18 protein-coding genes are annotated in these 15,997 nt (G+C 61.2%); 7 read left to right on the forward strand and 11 right to left on the reverse strand.

What is annotated here, in order from left to right; translation table 11 throughout:
* Window positions 1-68: 68 nt before the first annotated feature.
* Entirely contained in the window at window positions 69-506 is a 438-nt protein-coding gene (locus tag AC1DXO_RS12720; RefSeq protein WP_476978525.1) for a phasin family protein, read from the reverse strand.
* 420 nt (window positions 507-926) lie between these two features.
* On the opposite strand from AC1DXO_RS12720, the gene AC1DXO_RS12725 reads away from it, so the two are divergent.
* A complete protein-coding gene (locus AC1DXO_RS12725; RefSeq protein ID WP_476978526.1) occupies window positions 927-2,441 on the forward strand; it encodes an SPOR domain-containing protein in 1,515 nt (504 codons plus the stop codon).
* Window positions 2,442-2,502: 61 nt separating this feature from the next.
* Here the strand turns inward: AC1DXO_RS12725 and AC1DXO_RS12730 are convergent, their stop codons facing one another.
* Window positions 2,503-2,901 carry a DUF1761 domain-containing protein gene (locus tag AC1DXO_RS12730; protein ID WP_476978527.1) on the reverse strand — a complete coding sequence of 133 codons (399 nt, stop codon included), beginning with the start codon at window positions 2,899-2,901 and terminating at the stop codon, window positions 2,503-2,505.
* A gap of 14 nt (window positions 2,902-2,915) precedes the next feature.
* Complete coding sequence (locus tag AC1DXO_RS12735; RefSeq protein WP_476978528.1) at window positions 2,916-3,557, reverse strand: TetR/AcrR family transcriptional regulator; 642 nt, start codon at window positions 3,555-3,557, stop codon at window positions 2,916-2,918.
* A 146-nt stretch (window positions 3,558-3,703) separates the two neighbouring features.
* On the opposite strand from AC1DXO_RS12735, the gene AC1DXO_RS12740 reads away from it, so the two are divergent.
* Window positions 3,704-4,000 (forward strand): YciI family protein, encoded by a 297-nt coding sequence (locus tag AC1DXO_RS12740; RefSeq protein ID WP_476978529.1) that lies wholly within the window; start codon window positions 3,704-3,706, stop codon window positions 3,998-4,000.
* Between the two features lie 2 nt (window positions 4,001-4,002).
* Here AC1DXO_RS12740 and AC1DXO_RS12745 read toward each other — a convergent pair whose 3' ends face one another.
* The gene (locus AC1DXO_RS12745; protein ID WP_476978530.1) at window positions 4,003-4,464 is read right to left on the reverse strand and encodes a J domain-containing protein; all 462 of its coding nucleotides are present in this window, start codon (window positions 4,462-4,464) and stop codon (window positions 4,003-4,005) included.
* A 201-nt stretch (window positions 4,465-4,665) separates the two neighbouring features.
* Here AC1DXO_RS12745 and AC1DXO_RS12750 point away from each other — a divergent pair, with 201 nt between their 5' ends.
* Window positions 4,666-4,842, forward strand: coding sequence for a hypothetical protein (locus AC1DXO_RS12750; RefSeq protein WP_476978531.1), 177 nt, complete (start codon window positions 4,666-4,668; stop codon window positions 4,840-4,842).
* Window positions 4,843-4,846: 4 nt separating this feature from the next.
* Here AC1DXO_RS12750 and AC1DXO_RS12755 read toward each other — a convergent pair whose 3' ends face one another.
* The gene (locus tag AC1DXO_RS12755; RefSeq protein ID WP_476978532.1) at window positions 4,847-5,260 is read right to left on the reverse strand and encodes a hypothetical protein; all 414 of its coding nucleotides are present in this window, start codon (window positions 5,258-5,260) and stop codon (window positions 4,847-4,849) included.
* Window positions 5,261-5,339: 79 nt separating this feature from the next.
* On the opposite strand from AC1DXO_RS12755, the gene map reads away from it, so the two are divergent.
* Together map and radC are read left to right on the forward strand one after the other, a co-directional pair.
* On the forward strand, window positions 5,340-6,152 hold the full coding sequence (gene map, locus AC1DXO_RS12760; protein ID WP_476978533.1) for a type I methionyl aminopeptidase: 813 nt from the start codon (window positions 5,340-5,342) through the stop codon (window positions 6,150-6,152).
* 3 nt (window positions 6,153-6,155) lie between these two features.
* Window positions 6,156-6,893 carry a RadC family protein gene (radC, locus tag AC1DXO_RS12765; RefSeq protein WP_476978534.1) on the forward strand — a complete coding sequence of 246 codons (738 nt, stop codon included), beginning with the start codon at window positions 6,156-6,158 and terminating at the stop codon, window positions 6,891-6,893.
* On the opposite strand, the gene AC1DXO_RS12770 is transcribed toward radC, so the two are convergent.
* The 3 genes from AC1DXO_RS12770 to AC1DXO_RS12780 form a co-directional block, all read right to left on the reverse strand.
* Window positions 6,886-7,182 carry a putative quinol monooxygenase gene (locus AC1DXO_RS12770; protein WP_476978535.1) on the reverse strand — a complete coding sequence of 99 codons (297 nt, stop codon included), beginning with the start codon at window positions 7,180-7,182 and terminating at the stop codon, window positions 6,886-6,888. The two genes, radC and AC1DXO_RS12770, sit on opposite strands and share 8 nt — an antisense overlap.
* 58 nt (window positions 7,183-7,240) lie before the next feature.
* Window positions 7,241-10,066: a beta-galactosidase GalA gene (gene galA, locus AC1DXO_RS12775; protein WP_476978536.1), complete on the reverse strand. Its 2,826-nt coding sequence runs from the start codon at window positions 10,064-10,066 to the stop codon at window positions 7,241-7,243.
* 110 nt (window positions 10,067-10,176) lie between these two features.
* Window positions 10,177-11,460: a peptidoglycan-binding domain-containing protein gene (locus tag AC1DXO_RS12780; protein ID WP_476978537.1), complete on the reverse strand. Its 1,284-nt coding sequence runs from the start codon at window positions 11,458-11,460 to the stop codon at window positions 10,177-10,179.
* Between the two features lie 205 nt (window positions 11,461-11,665).
* On the opposite strand from AC1DXO_RS12780, the gene purB reads away from it, so the two are divergent.
* Together purB and AC1DXO_RS12790 are read left to right on the forward strand one after the other, a co-directional pair.
* Window positions 11,666-12,973 (forward strand): adenylosuccinate lyase, encoded by a 1,308-nt coding sequence (gene purB / locus AC1DXO_RS12785; protein ID WP_476978647.1) that lies wholly within the window; start codon window positions 11,666-11,668, stop codon window positions 12,971-12,973.
* Window positions 12,963-13,637 (forward strand): 2OG-Fe(II) oxygenase family protein, encoded by a 675-nt coding sequence (locus AC1DXO_RS12790; RefSeq protein WP_476978538.1) that lies wholly within the window; start codon window positions 12,963-12,965, stop codon window positions 13,635-13,637. The genes purB and AC1DXO_RS12790 overlap by 11 nt, the downstream gene beginning before the upstream one ends.
* A gap of 39 nt (window positions 13,638-13,676) precedes the next feature.
* Here the strand turns inward: AC1DXO_RS12790 and AC1DXO_RS12795 are convergent, their stop codons facing one another.
* The 3 genes from AC1DXO_RS12795 to AC1DXO_RS12805 form a co-directional block, all read right to left on the reverse strand.
* Complete coding sequence (locus AC1DXO_RS12795; RefSeq protein ID WP_476978539.1) at window positions 13,677-14,726, reverse strand: hypothetical protein; 1,050 nt, start codon at window positions 14,724-14,726, stop codon at window positions 13,677-13,679.
* A gap of 76 nt (window positions 14,727-14,802) precedes the next feature.
* Entirely contained in the window at window positions 14,803-15,537 is a 735-nt protein-coding gene (locus AC1DXO_RS12800; protein ID WP_476978540.1) for a transglycosylase SLT domain-containing protein, read from the reverse strand.
* A 44-nt stretch (window positions 15,538-15,581) separates the two neighbouring features.
* A complete protein-coding gene (locus AC1DXO_RS12805) occupies window positions 15,582-15,890 on the reverse strand; it encodes an ATPase inhibitor subunit zeta (RefSeq protein WP_476978541.1) in 309 nt (102 codons plus the stop codon).
* Window positions 15,891-15,997 lie beyond the last annotated feature (107 nt).

Raw genomic sequence — 15,997 nt, forward strand, 5'->3', positions numbered from 1 at the left:
AAAAAGCTCCGGATCCTGCGATCCGGAGCTTTCGATATGCTTGTCGCCCGAGACGGGCTCGTAAAAGCTTACTTGTAGCTTTGGAACTTCTCGACGGCGGCAGTCATGCGCGCGTTGATCGGCTTGAAGGTGTCCTTGAAGGAAGCCGACAGGGTTTCGGTCAGCTGGTTCATTTCCGACACATAGGCTTCCATCGACGACTTGGCGTACTGCGATTGCAGCTCGATGACTTCCTGGATGCTCTTGGCGCCCGACAGGGTCTTGGCGGCGGTGACCGCGTCGTCCCAGTTCTTCTTGGAGAAGGCCATGGCTTGCGCGCCGACCGTTTCCGCGCCCTTGGTGGCGGCGGTCAGGGATTCGACGACAGCTTCAACATTGCCCTTCGACAGGCTGTTGACTTCGCTCAGGGCGCCCAGGGTCTTTTCGACCGAGTCCTTGAACGCCTGATTGCCCGAGAAAGCCAATTTTTCTACGGTCGCCTTGATGGTTTCTGCACCGGTATCCATGTGTAATACTCCTAATGAGTGATGTGTGGTGGCACACCCGACGCAAAAGCGACTGCGTACCTTAGGTTTTCCTGCCGGACTTCTGCCCGGCTTGAGATCATATTTAACGCAACCGCAGCATGGAGTCAAGTTTTATTGTGCACCGCACAAAACCTTAACGCAAAAGTGATGTGCCAATTCCCCTCAGATGGGAGATTTTGGGCGCAGGACCTTATGCTGTGGTTGTTTGGTGTGGTCGTGGAATGCGGCAAGGGCATGACTGTCATGTCACAATTCAGTGTCTTTAACTTCGGGTTAAGGAAACGCCGCGACAGACTATAGCTTCCGGGTTATGCTGCCCTTGCGTACTGATCTTAAGACAACATTGATTTCTTACAGTCGGACGCAAGCGCGTTTGTAAATGAGTTGAGGAAAGCATTGATGCGTACAACTGGCCAGGCTAAGTCGATTACGATGCCACGCTGGGGCTCGGGGGGAAATGCCGGACACCTGATGAAGGGGTTCCTGCTGGTCTTGCTGGGCGTCATGGCCCTGCTGAACCCGCTCAAGGCCCACGCTCAGGATCTAAGCGACAATGCGCGTTACTCTGCGATCGTGGTCGATGCGGTAACCGGCGAAGTGTTTTATGCCGCCAAGGCCGACTCGGCGCGCTATCCCGCCTCCCTGACCAAGATCATGACCCTTTACATGGCGTTCGACGCCCTGGCCCAGGGCACATTGAAGCCCGACGACCTGATCGTCATGACCCAGCATTCGTCGTCCCAGGCGCCGGTCAAGGTCTATCTCAAGCCCGGCGAAACTATCGACGTCGATACGGCCATGCGCCTGGTGGCGCTGTATTCGGCCAACGACCTGGCTGTTGCCCTGGCGGAAAAGATCGGCGGTTCGGAAGAACGCTTTGCCGCGCTGATGACCATCCGCGCCCAGGAGCTGGGCATGACCAATACCCGCTTCGTCAATGCCTCGGGCCTGCCCGACCCGCGCCAGCTGTCATCGGCGCGCGATCTCGCCATCCTGGCCCGTGCGGTCATGCGCGACTATCCGCAATACTATGCCTATTTCAACCTGCCGAGCCAGACCTACCGCACCCGCACCTATTATAACCACAACCCGTTGCGCGACATGCCCGGCATCGACGGCATGAAGACCGGCTACACCAACGCCGCCGGCTACAATCTGGTCGCGTCACAGGTGAAGGACGGCCACCGCCTGATCGCGGTCATGCTGGGCGGCAGCAACAAGAACCAGCGCCGCGAACACGTGACCATGCTGATGAACACCGGCTTCGACGTCATCGGCCGCCGCGACCATGGTGAAGCCATCGCCGTCGCCCAGACCGAATTCACACGCGCTATGTATACGCGCAATGCCCAGCCGGCGCCCTATACCATACTGGCCAATAACGACCAGGACGACGAAGACGCGGCATTCAGCGACTCCGAACTGCGCGACACCCTGGCCTCCAGCGAACAAGCCAACGCCACCGACACCAATGTTCAGCGCGCCAGCGCCACGGTCACGGCCCCGGACGTCGTCCGCACGCTTACCCAGAGGCAGGAGGCTCAAAAGCCTGAAACCGCCAAGCCGGTCCTGGCCGCAGTCAAGCCCGTAGCCAAGCCCGACCCGTCAAAGGCGTCGCGCGTCACCAAGGCCGTTGCCGCGGCGACGCCTGCCAAGAAGAAAAAGAACCCCGACGCCATATGGGCCGTCCAGGTGGGCGCCTTCAAGGACAAGTCCCTGGCGAATGACTGGGTATCCAATATGAAGAAGCGCTTCAGCACGGCCCTGGCCGAGGCGACATCGCAGATCACACAGTCGGATGCCGGCTGGTACCGTACGCGCTTTGCCTCCCTGACCAAGGAACAGGCACAGAAGGCGTGCACGGCCATTTCCGCCAAACGCCTCGACTGCATGGTCATCAAGGGCGACTCGTAGGCGGACGCCAACTGTTCAAAAAAGGCCGCCATTGCACCCGCAATGGCGGCCTTTTTTTATATCAATGCCACAGGCCGAGGATCAGGCCGATGACAGTAAACAGCAGCGCATTATAGCCGCCATTGATGGCGAACAGGGTCAAGCTGCGTCGTTCAAACAGGTAGTTGATGCCGAAGGCGGCGGCGACCCAGCAGATGCCGGCCGCTGCCCCTGCCCCGACCGCAAAACCCAGGCCAGGCTTTGGTCCCAGAAACATGGCAAAAACAAACGACGCGATCAGGGTCAGGACGAACGCCCCGCCGAAAATGACGGCCGGCTTGCCGTTCTTCATCATCTCGTCCGTAACGCCGGCCTCACGCTGCCACGCCTTGCCGAACAGGAAAGGCGAATACCACAGCCCGCCCAGCACGAAGGCGGAAATGGCCGCAGCCACAACGGCAAACAGATTGATCTCAGGCATGTCTTCAGCTCCCTTTAAATAGTCTCCTGGCGTTGAGCGCGAGTCAGTTCGGCCCCAACCTTTTCAGCCTTGGCCATCAGCATGTCGAAATGGTCGCGCAGCATGGCGACGCCGCGATCGAAATAGCCGACATCAAGGTGGGTGCGGGCCTGCATTACGCCGCCTTCCATGGTCGTCAGGACAAATTGCGCCAGGGCGGCGCGGTCGAGTGCGGGCGGCAAACGATCGCGCGCCGCCTCAAGACAGCCCTCGATTGCCTGGGTCCAACCCGTGAAATTGACGGCCAGCAGATCGCGCACCACCGGATCGGCTTCGTGCAGTTCAAGAGCCAGGCTGCCGATCGGGCAGCCATAGGTGCAGTCGGTCTCGACGATATGCCAGCGGTAGCGGTTCAACAGGGCAAAGATGCGTTCGATCGGATCTTCAACGCCTTCCCAGGCCGGATCGATCAGCATGGGGTACAGCCCGTCGCGATAGGCCTCCAGGACGGCGATCAGCACGTCCTGCTTTCCCGGAAAGGCGTGGTACAGGCTGCCGCTGTTCAACTGGGTACGGCTTAAGATGTCGGCGATAGAGGTCGAGTTGTACCCCTTGCTCCAGAACAGATCCATGGCGGCCCTTACAATCCGTGTCCGGGTGTCGATTTCCGGTTTCATACGCAAAACTCCTTCACTTGATTAAGCGTTCAATCAAGAACCTGTCAAGCGCGATTTGAATGATCATTCAAATACCTCGTTCAGGCATTTACCGCCTTGCGAAAGCTTATGGCCCAGGTTTAATGGCGCACCGCCGGAGGTCAATCATGCCGTCCTATATTGTCTTGATGCATGCCGACACGACATCGCCGGTCGATGAAATGAGCTGGACATCCTATATCGCCAAACTGGCCGCTACCGGCAGATTCATGGGCGGCAGTGCGATCGGCGCTGGGACGTGCGTGCGTCGATCGGGGCCTGTACCAGATATCTCTGCTCAGGTGACGGGCTTTATCCGTATCGAAGCCGAGGATATCGACGCGGCACAGCGGATGATGGACGGCAATCCGGTTTATGAGGCCGGCGGCACAGTCGAGATCCGAGACCTGCCCAGAACCGGATAGGTCTAGGATTTACGCTTCAACAGCAAGTCACGGGCGGCGTTGATCGCCTTGGCGCGGTCCAACGAACCGCCCTGATCCGGGTGAGACGTTTTCATCAGGTCCTTCCAGGCCTGGACCACCTGTTTGCGTCCGGCGCCAATGCTGAGCCCGAGGGTCTGATAGGCCTTGATCTCTTCCTGGCTGTAGGCCGCCACCGGCTGCGCACCCTGGCGCCGCTGGAAACTGCCGGTGATACGCACCGTCCCGCCGGTCACCGCAGAAGCGATCAGGGCTGCTATGCCAAGCGGGTACATGCGAAAGGCCATCAGCAAGACGCCCGCCATCAGGAACAGCAGGCTGATAACGCCGCGTACGGCGCGAAACTGCTGGAACCAGGGCTGCGACGTCCATTTACCCAGCCGGACCTGGCGCCCAACATAGGCCAGGCCCAGGAAGGCCGCAATAATCCCCGCCAACCACAGCATGCTTAACTACTCCTGCCCGGTCCCATGACGAAGGCTCCCACCTTCATTTAGGCCCTATTGCGCAAGCGTGCCAGTACCTGGCGGTTTCCCGGTCACGAGAATTTGTTGTGCAGTGCAAAAATCCGGTAAATGCAATTTGTCCGAAGACAGACTATATAGGAGTCGAGGCTATACCATTCCGTAGAACGAAAGAGGCGGGTCATGGACAATCAAGCTGAGCATATCAAATGCATTATGGACGCGATCGAGCATGGGCTGACGGCTCAGGAGACGCTGGACGAATGTCCGCTGTGCTCGCCAGGTCTCACGGTCAGTGAAAGCCTGCGCCATGACGATATGGGCTGGCTGATGCCGACCAGTTTCTCTGAAATGGTATAAAAGCTCAGGCGGCGTACCTGGACTTTGCCGCGATTTTCTTGTGAGCCCGGATCTCGATTATATCACCGACTTGCAAGGTCTTTGCGGCGTGGTCGGCATTGCCGGCATAGCTCCGCCTGTCGACCGGCGAGACATAGATATATTCGATCGCTGTTCGGGCTACGACATCGAGTCCCGCCCAACGCTGGCCTGTTTCAACCGCCGCATAGGCAATGGCGCATGGAACCTCAATGGTTTGCCGGTCCACCTTGTCGACAACCTTGCGGCCATTCTTTTCGATGTGGCAAAGGGTTGTGGATCGGCTGACCCTGGCGTTCACAGGCATGTAGCTGGTCTGCCAGTCGTACTGCACCCACACCGCCACAGCGGCCAGAAACGCCATAAGCGTGACGACAAAGGTGATCTTGAACCTGGCCACGCTGCCCTCTCGTGAACTTGCTATTGTGTTTACGGCGTGACGGTTGAGAAAACGTCAAGAGGAGGCTATATAGGAGGCCATGACCACAGATTCTGATTACCTCGTCCGCTCCGAAACCATTCGTATTCATACGGAAGAGGACTTCGAAGGCATGCGCAAGGCCGGCCGCGTCGCGGCGGATTGCCTCGACATGCTGATCCCCTATGTCGTGCCAGGCGTGAAGACGTCCTATCTCGACGATCTGGCGCGCCAGTTCACACTGGACAACGGCGCCCTGCCCGCCTGCATGTACTATAAGGGCTATCAGCACACGGTCTGTATCTCGCCCAACCATATCGTCTGCCACGGCATTCCGTCGGAAAAGACCCTGCGCGAAGGCGACATCGCCAATATCGACGTCACCGTGATCGTCGATGGCTGGCATGGCGACACCTCGCGCATGTACGACGTCGGCGAGGTCGGCCCCAAGGCGAAGCGCCTGGTCGATATTACCTACGAAGCCCTGCGCCTGGGCCTGGAACAGATCAAGCCTGGCAATACCTTTGGTGATATTGCCGCGGCCATCCAAAGATACGCCGAAGCGCAGCGCTGCTCGGTCGTCCGCGACTTCTGCGGCCATGGCCTCGGGCGCGTCTTCCATGACAACCCCAATGTCCTGCACTTCGGCCGCGCCGGCAGTGGCCCAAAAATTCAAAAGGGCATGTTCTTCACGGTCGAGCCGATGATCAATCTGGGCCGCCCCGAGGTCAAGGTGCTGAACGACGGCTGGACCGCCGTGACGCGGGACAAGATGCTGACGGCCCAGTGCGAGCATAGCTGCGGCGTCACCGACAACGGCGTCGAAGTTTTCACGGCTTCGCGCACCGGCCAATTCCGGCCCAACGCAGGCTGAGCCATGTCGGACGGGGGCGCAACCGGCGGTCCGGACGCCCGCGCGCCCGACCATGCAGGTCATCGCCAGCGCCTGCGTGAGCGCGCGCTGAAAGGCGGTCTGGCCGCCCTGCCCGATTACGAACTGCTGGAACTGTTTCTGTTCCGCTCGATCCCGCAACGCGACGTCAAGCCGCTGGCGAAAGCGCTGTTGCGCGAATTCGGTTCGCTTCAGGGTGTACTGAGTGCTGCGCGCGACGACCTGAAACGGGTCACCGCGAGCGACAGCAAGGGCAAGTCGCTCAAAGTCTCCGACGACATCGCCCTCGACCTGCAACTGATGTTTGAGGCAACCCAGAGGCTGCTGGCCGCACCGGTCAGGCGCGACACCGTCATCGGCTCATGGTCGGCCCTGATGGCCTATGTCAAGGTCGCCCTGGCCCACGAACCGCGCGAACAGTTCCGCGTCCTGTTCCTCGACAAGAAAAACCAGCTCTTGCAAGACGAGGTCATGGGCTACGGCACGGTCGACCATGCGCCGGCCTATCCGCGCGAAATCATGCGACGGGCGCTGGAACTGTCGGCCAGCAATGTCATCCTGGTGCACAACCATCCCTCCGGCGACCCGACGCCCAGTTCCGGCGATGTCGACATGACCCGGGCCGTGATCGAGGCCGGGCGCACCTTGAACATTAAGGTTCACGACCATCTGATCGTCGGCCGCGAAGGCATTTCAAGTCACCGTCAGCTAGGCCTCATTTAGACAAGCCGATGCCGGCAACCGGTTCGGTGACGGTCTGTTGCCCGAAACTGGCAATCAGCGGCATGGCCTTACGGATCGACTCCGCCACGCCGGGAATGCGGAGCGAGGCCCTATGGCTCTCGGCGCTGTCCCACACCTCGGTGATCCAGATCCGTTCGCCGTCCGTCGGATCTTTCGCCACCACAAAGCTGAGACAACCCGGCAGGTCGCCGACGTCATCCGTCATGCGTGCGATCAATTCGTCGCGCTTGCCCGTATGGGCGACAAAACTGCCGATCAATCCGTACATATCCATCTCCTGACCGCCCGACATTATTCTGCGAACCGCCAGTTCCTGACAGCAGCCGTCACGGCCGGATACGAACATCCTTCGGCAGGCCCCAGGCCTGGCCGGTCACTGTGCGGAACTGCACCGCCACCGTACGCTCGCCGCCGGGCGTCAAGGGAATGCGCACCTTGCCGGGTTCGGCATAGTCCTTCGACCCCGCCTTGACGCCGTCGATATAGATGTCGCACGCCCCGGTGACGTCCAGGAACTCCACGATCCCGCCGTTTTTCTGGATCGAAGCGAAAGGCGAAACCTTGGCGGCGACCAGTTCAACGCCATCCTTAGACGGCGCGCCCGCCAGTTCACCGGTATTGAACCATCTCCAGGTGCTGTAATCCAACGCTGCCGAGGGCGCAGTCCCGGCCGGAGCGCGAAACCAGCCACCGATCTTTTGCACCGACGGCGCCGTGGCCTGGGCTGCCGGCGCAGCCGCGTCACCCAACCGAATGGACACCGTCCCGGCTTTCAGACCCGGTGCACTGGCGCTGATCGTCAGGTTGCCATGGCCATTGTTCGGCGTCTGGACGATCACCTGGGCGAGGCCGTGGAACAGCGAGCGCATATTGCCTTTTTCGGCTTCGAGGCAGTTGGGATCGCCATTGCCCAGGCCGATTATCTGGCCGCCGGTGATCGTGAAGGTCACCTTGTCGCTGGCTTGCGGCACGACCCTGCCCTTGGCGTCGACGGCTTCGACCTTGACAGGCATGGCGTCGCGGCCATCGCCCATCAGGATCGCGCGATCCGGCGTCAGGCGCAGCGCCACGGTCTTGCCCGTCGTCTCGACGCGCCGCGTCAGCACGACCTTACCCGCCTTGTAAGCCCTGGCCTCGATGAAACCCGCCGCAAAAGGCACGGTCCAGTAGTTCATCTCCAGGCGGTCGCCCTTCTGCTTGCCAGCCGAAGTGCCATTGACCAACAGTTCGACCTCTTCACAATTGGTGCAGGCCATAACGCGCACCGTCTCGCCAGATGTCCAGTTCCAGTGCGGCGACAGGCCCAACACCGGCTTGTTGTCGACCCATTGCGCCCGGTGGATATCGGCGGCCGGCTTGTCGAAACCGCACAGGTCCATAATGCCGAAGAAGGATGAATTGGTCGGCCACGTATGGGGTGTCGGTTCGCCGTGATAATCGAAACCGGTCCACACAAAACCGCCGGCGATGAAATCGCGCTCGGCAATCGCCTTCCAGGCCGCGCGATGAGTCTCACCCCACGGTGCGGCGTCATCGTCGTAGCACGCCATGACGTGCTTGTTGGGGTCGGTCTTGAATTCGCCGCGTGTCATGAAGGCCGAAGTGTCCTCCGACGAGAACATAGGCTTGTCGGGGTGGGCAGCGTGGAACGGATCGTACTGGTCCTGCTGGTAGTTGATGCCGACCACATCGACGGCGTGCGATACGTTGAGCGGTGTGAACAGGCCATTGTTCATCGCCGCCGTGACCGGCCGCGACGTGTCCAGCGACTTGACGACGGCGCTCATCCGCCGGACCATTTCATAGCCGGCTTCCGTCCCCTGCATCGGCTCCTCGTTGAACACCGACCACAGATAGATGCTCGGATGGTTACGATCGCGACGGACCAGCCATTCCAGCTGCTCCATATAGTCTGGCGATGGATTGAAGTTGCGGTTTTCTGCCATGATCAGGAAGCCGTGACGGTCGCAGGCATCCATCAATACCTTGTTCTGGGCATTGTGTGAGAACCGGATGGCGTTACAGCCGGTCTCCTTGAGGCGACGCAGGCGGTAGTCGATAACGCCCGCCGGCACAGCCGTGCCAACGCCGGCATGATCCTGGTGCAGGCACACGCCCTTGATCTTGACGTGCTGGTCGTTGAGGAAGAAACCCTTGTCGGCGTCGAAGCGCTGGGTGCGGAAGCCGCAGGTCGTCGTGACCTCGTCTATCACTACCCCCTGCTGCGACAGGGTCGTCACAACGCGATACAGGTTGGGCGTATCCGGGCTCCACAGGCGTGGTGTGTTGTAACGCAGGGTGATGTCTTCGCGACCACCCGCCAGGCCAACGACCCAGAAGTCGGTCTGCTCGCGGGCCAAAAGCCCGACCTCGTCGTCCCACAGTTCGACTGTGACATCGACATGATCTTCACCGCCGCGAATGCTGTAGGCCGTGACCTCGACCGGGATCTGCCAGCCGTCGTCGTCCTTGACCGGATGGGCGAAGACGCCGTCGGTCCTGATGTGGACGGGATTACGCTTGACGATCCAGACGTCGCGATAGATGCCCGCCCCTTCGTACCACCAGCCCTCCATGGCCGAGGCATCGACGCGCACGACCAGTGAATTGAAGGCCTCGCCATAGGTGACATAGGGCGTCAGATCGACATAGGCCGAGGAATAACCGCTCCAGTTCCGCGCCACCAAAGTGCCGTTGAACCAGATGGTGGCGAAGGTCGCTACGCCGTCCAGTTGCAGTTCGATATGCTTGCCCCGGTCGGCCTCATCGAAGCGCAGCGAATTGCGGTACCAGGCGATGCCGCGCCGGCGATAGCCCTGGTCGACATTGGTCCCGTTCTCGATCGGCTGGAAGCTGGCGAAGTCATGCGGCAGGGCGACATCGGTCCATTCGCTGTCGTCGTAGGACGCAGACGCGGCGCCCAACGCACTTCCGGCTTTGGCGGCGTTGTAGGTATCATCGTGCGTGATCAGGACCGGCATGGCGATGTCGCCATCATGGAATCGCCAGCCGGTATTGCACAGCAGGGTCTGCCGCGGACCGGGGGTTGGAGGCGGCGCCACAGTCGGCACAGTCAGGGCACTGGCCTTGCCGCCCACGCCCGCAACAAAGGCTGCCGCACATGCACTCTTGAAAAGGTCACGCCTGTTCATTTCCGCCTCCCTGGGCCATCTCCCTTTTTCCGGTCTGCGCCGGCACAGGGAGATTAGTGGCATGGGTACGGCAGGTTTTGAAGTCCTAAAACTTCATTTGTATTATAAATTTACAGAGCGACGCCCAGGGCGCGGACGGCTTCAACCGAAACCTGGCCCTGTGGCAGGCCCTTGTCGGCCTGGAACTTCTGCATGGCCGCCACGGTTTGCGGACCGAGATGGCCATCGACCGGACCCGCGTCGTAGCCACGCTTGTTCAGTTCGCGCTGAATTTCGGAAATCTTGGCGGGCGAAGCGTTCTTGTCGCACAGCACTTCGCGCCATACCGGCTGGGCCTCTGTCACCAGGCGCTGCTGGGCCACGTCGTTATAGACCGCCGGAATTTCGACCGTCTCGACGTGCGCCGGCGTAATCACGACCTTGACCTTCTGCTTCTTGTAGACGGCCGGCACGGTGTATTCTTCTTCGTGCTCCGGCACATCGAGGACGGTGCGGCGGACCTGACGCGTCACAGCCGGGATTTCGACGCGTCGGACGTGTTCGGGCTCGACCATGACCTGCGACCGGCGATCCTCAAAGACGGCCGGAATAATCTTGAGGCAGTAGACGGTCTGGGCGCTGCCCTGTTGCAGGTATTCGCGCGTCTCGCCCGAGGTTGGAATATTGACGGGTTCCTTGCCCGGCCAGGTCAAGGTGCCGTCGGCACGGTAGCGGACCGGCTGATGATCGCCCGGCGTCACCAGGGCCGCGCCCGTGGCGATACCCGGCTGGGCGACCCAAATCTGGCGCTCCGGCTGGACCATGATGCGCTCGACGCGATTCTCGAACCGGGCGGGTGTAACTTCTTCGCGGAAGCCGGCCGGCTTGACGACCTCGGTTTCCATGGCGACGTGCGTCACCGCCGGAATCATGCGGTGCATGACGCGTTCCTGCTCCACCAGGACATCCTGCATGCGCCATTCGGAGACTTCCGCAACAGTATGGCTTTCGGTACGCGCGGCGGCGACCAGAACGCGTTCGCGGGTCAGTTCGAATTGCGGTGCGACCAGCAGTTTGGCGAAGCACTGGCCTGGACGGGCGATTTTGCGCAGGTCTTCGGGAACAGCCTTCCATTCCGGCGTGGTCTGGCCGGTTTCCGGGCAGGCAATGACGTCATCGGTGCCGATGGCGGCCAGTTCGGATTGTACGACATGCCCCTGGGGGGCCGAAGGGCCAGGCGTCCCGGTCTGGACGACCGTCACAGTCTGGACCGCGGCATCGTGCGACGCGTGGGCAAAGTCTGGGCTCAGCGGCTTGACCACCGGCTTGTTGTCACGCGCCTGGACCGACAGTCCAAGGCCAAGACCTGCGACCGCCAGGAAAGCCACACCGGATTTCAGGAAAAGCTTGCGCACGACGACAACCCTCACATCGTTACATGGTAGTTCAAAACGGTAAATTAACCTTTTGTAAACCACTCCGCCAAGCCCTCACACCTACAAAGCGTAAATTAACTTTATTGTGAGAAGCGCCGTTTTCGCAGGTGCGGCAGCATCGGGACTTGACACCGGCAAGATGCGCGCCCATCAGGCCGGCATCGTTTGTCAGCACAGGTTTGCCATGATTTCCCGCTATGCCCGCAAGGATGCCGCCGCCATTTGGGACGCCGACACCAAGTACAAAATCTGGTTTGAAATCGAGGCGCACGCTGCCACCAAGATGGCTGAACTGGGTGTCATCCCCGAGGAAGCCGCAAAAATCCTGTGGGAAAAGGGCAAGGACGCCGCTTTCGACGCCGACCGAATCGATGAGATCGAACGCACGGTCAAGCATGACGTCATTGCCTTCCTGACCCACGTCTCGGAAATCGTCGGGCCGGAAGCCCGCTTCCTGCACCAAGGCATGACGTCGTCGGACGTGCTCGATACCTGTTTCGCCGTCCAGCTGCAGCGTTCGGCGGACCTGCTGATCGAAGGCGTCGACCTGCTTCTCGCCGGCCTGAAGCGCCGCGCCCTTGAACACAAATTCACCCCCACCGTGGGCCGCTCGCACGGCATCCACGCCGAACCCGTGACGTTCGGCCTGAAACTGGCCGGCTACTATGCCGAATTCGTCCGCGCCCGCGTCCGTCTGGTCACGGCACGCGAGGAAATCTCGACCTGCGCCATATCCGGCGCTGTCGGCACCTTCGCCAATGTCTCGCCCGAGGTCGAAGCCTATGTCGCCGACAAGATGGGCCTGGCCGTCGAGCCGGTCTCGACCCAGGTCATTCCCCGCGACCGTCACGCCGCCTTTTTCGCAGCCCTGGGTATCGTGGCCTCCAGCATCGAACGCCTGGCCGTCGAAATCCGCCACCTGCAACGCACCGAAGTCCTGGAGGCCGAGGAATTCTTCTCACCCGGCCAGAAGGGAAGCTCGGCCATGCCGCACAAGCGCAACCCCGTCCTGACCGAAAACCTGACCGGCCTCGCCCGTCTGGTGCGCTCGGCCGTCATCCCGGCCATGGAAAACGTCGCTCTTTGGCACGAGCGCGATATCTCGCACTCGTCGGTGGAACGCGGCATCGCGCCCGACGCCTGCGTCCACCTCGACTTCGCCCTGCGCCGCATGGCCAATGTTATCGAGAACCTGCTGATCTACCCCGGAAACATGCAGAAAAACCTCGATCGCCTGGGTGGCCTGGTCCACAGCCAGCGCGTCCTGCTGGCCCTGACGCAAAAGGGCATGTCGCGCGAAGACAGCTATTCCGCCGTTCAGCGCAACGCCATGAAAGTGTGGCGTGGCGAAGGCAATTTCCTTGACTTCCTGTCTGCCGACGAGGACGTCTCGAAGTTCTTCACGCGCGCCGAACTGGAGCCCTTCTTCAGCCTCGACTACCACACCAAGCACGTCGACACGATTTTTGCGCGGGTGTTCGGTGAAGCTTAACACCCAGTTCGACACCGGCGGCTATCTCAGCCGTTTTGCGTCGAAAGGCCGTATCCGCCTGGAAGGCGCCGTGGCGGACGACGACGCCCGCGCCATTCACCATGCGCTGGAACAGCAGACGCCCTGGGAACTGCAACTGGTCACATCCAAGGGGCCGGAGGTCATTAACCGTCGCGAACTGGCGACCCTGCCCGAGGCCGATATCCAGGCCAGGCTGACGGAAGCCGCCGAACGCGCCCAGTCGGGCCTGTCGTATCTGCGGCTTGGCTACGGCCTGATGGGCACGCTGGAGGGCGTCGCCTTGCAGCCCCTGGCGGATGTGATCAAGTCTGTGGCCTTTGCTGAATTTTGCGGCCAGTTGACCGGTCTGTCCGATCTCGACCTGACCGGCCTGGAAGCCGTCTGTTACCGGCCGGGTGATTTCTTCACCCGCCATACAGACACGGCGGCGCGCCTGTGCTTCGAATGGAGTTTCACCGACGGCTGGCGTTCCGACTGGGGCGGCCAGATGCTGTTCCACAGCCCGTCCGGCGATATCGAGGGCGGGATCATGCCGCGCCTCAACGATCTGGCGCTGTTTGCCGGCGACCAGCCGCGCTCGGTGGCATCCGTGGCGCCCTATGCTGGCGGCCCGCGTTTCTCGATTACCGGGCGGTTTATCTGACAGCGCATAAGTAGTGTGCCAGTCAAGGAACCAGCATCGTTAATTGCCCTTGGTCTTTGCGACAATACCGGGCAGGACGGGCGTTTCCGGAGGTTGCGCCGGCGTGACACCTTTTGGGGCCACACCTATGACCGCTATAGTCTTGACCGCAGCGTCCCTGACGGTCAGATCGAGTGACGACAATGGGCCTTGCTGAGCCGACGCACTGCGCCCCATCTGCAATCGCGCCGTCAGGGCGGTCCGCGCATCGACCAGGATGCCATTCTGCGGCACAAGCGGGCGCTGGGCCGCCATGAAGACGACCCGGTCGCGCGGCGTCCCCTCCCCACCGTCGACCGTGGTTTGCACCATCACCGCCGGATGTGGCGCAGCCAGCTCCGCCGTGTCAATCAATCCCGCCGCTGGACTGCTGGTCGTATAGACGACCGTGACCTCGCGCCCCATCCCCTGGTCCGGCGCCTCGTTAAGCGTTGCGAAAACGTCGACGCGCGCCCCCGCGCTCATCTCCGCCTGTTGCGCCGTCAGGCTGACCAGCCGGAACGGCATGACGGTAAACTCGAAGGGCTGGAAATTGCTGGGTGTCTGGCGGACGCGCGACGTATCCAGGCGCAGTTGGAGCCCGAAACGCCGGTCATCCGATACGCGCGCACGCACCGGCAGGGACAGGACCAGTGTGTTGCCACCGTTGCCTGCCACGGATGTAGCCACGTTGAAATTGTACGAGAGTGTATCAAAGGCCTGTTTGACGACTTCCATGCCCCGGCCAATCTCCAGGTCACCATCCGTGGCGCCGGGATCGGCAATCTGCACATAGACCCGACATCCTGCTGGGACCGGCTGGGCGAGGGTCAGCACAATACCGAGTTGGCCGTCGCGCAGCGAGGCGCCAACCAGCTTCCGGTGGTCCACCGGATTGGCCGAGACCGCCGGCAACCGATGGACGGTGTCACCGGGCAGGGTATATTCGAGTCGAGTAATGGCGGGCAGTTGCGGCGAATTGACGTTCTCACCGGGGCAGTTGCCCGCCAAAACGGGGCTCGCCACCATCGTCGCCACCATCGTCAAACCGATTGTGTACGCATAACGCATATTAGCCTCCGCCTGATGTCAGGCAAGGATATCAAGCGATGCATGCGTTGAGCCATCCCGCAAATACGGGAGACCCTCAGGCGTGGCAGACCGGCAGGTTGTGGGTCATGGCGCGGATATCTTCGAGATGGTGGCCGCTGCCCAGTCGCATGACCGACCAGTAACGCGAGAGCCCCATGGCGTTGGCGCCTGTACTGCCGGCGGCGATGATCTTGTCCTTGGCGATCAGCTTCGCCATTTTCGGCACGGCGCATTTGATGTTGTTAATGGGGTCTTCCAGCGACTTGTTGGGTCGGTCGAGCGTGCACCAGGTGAAGCCGTTCTCATAGGACAGCTGGAACAGGCCCACCGAATCGACACCCAGCGGCGGCGGCTCATGGAAGATGGTATGCGGATTGTAGTTGCTCTCGAATTTCGCGATGCCGACCGCCATGGTCGCCACGACATCGACCTTGTTGTCGTCGCTCAGGCTACCCCAGCCAGGGCAGAAGTCGGCCCAGTCTGTTGCCTTGTTGAAGGATAGGAGATTGGCGCGAACCTGGGTGCGCAGTTCCGCCGACCACGGCAGGCGTTCAGAGTGGTTATTTTCCCATGCCAGGCCGGGCATCAACAGCTCGGGTGGCGGAGGTGGTGGAGGCGGCGGAGGCGCCGGTTCATCGACCGTGGGTTCACTGGGCGGCGGCGGCGGCGGCGCGTCGATCGGCTGCTGCGGCAACCCCCCACCGCCGTCATCCGCCGGCATGGTGGCGCAACCGGCCAGGGTCAGCAGGCCTAATCCCAAACCCAGGGCCAAAAGAACTTTTACGCGCATGCTTAACCGCTCCCAAAATTCTGTTGGTTTCTTATAGCTCTAGCTTAACTCTTGAGCGCCTCGCGCGCCTGGGCCAGGAATTCCGCCGCCCGCGTACGCACTTCACTTTCACGCACCGTGATGTTGGACGCTATCAGGTCACCATAGATCTTGCGAATCACGTCTTCTTCCGTCGGGCGCTCGGCATGGAAATTTTCCACCGCCTGGGCGTAGAGTTCGGTCGAATCGGCATTGAGCCCCATCTTGGCCGCCGCCCAGATGGCGATGGCCCGATTACGCCCGGTAGCGGCACGCCGCTCCGCCAGTTCCTCTGCAGCAAGGGCTTCGGAGCGGGACTCAGTGGGCGTGGACATGGAACAGACCTTTCAGGCAAGTCTTACGTTTTAAATCCGCTTATTCGCGTTCGCAACAAGAACCGGCGTTTACACGGCAAAAGATTTTGTTTATTTGCGGCGGCACA

The sequence above is a fragment of the Asticcacaulis sp. P2_C5 genome, assembly GCF_056404555.1.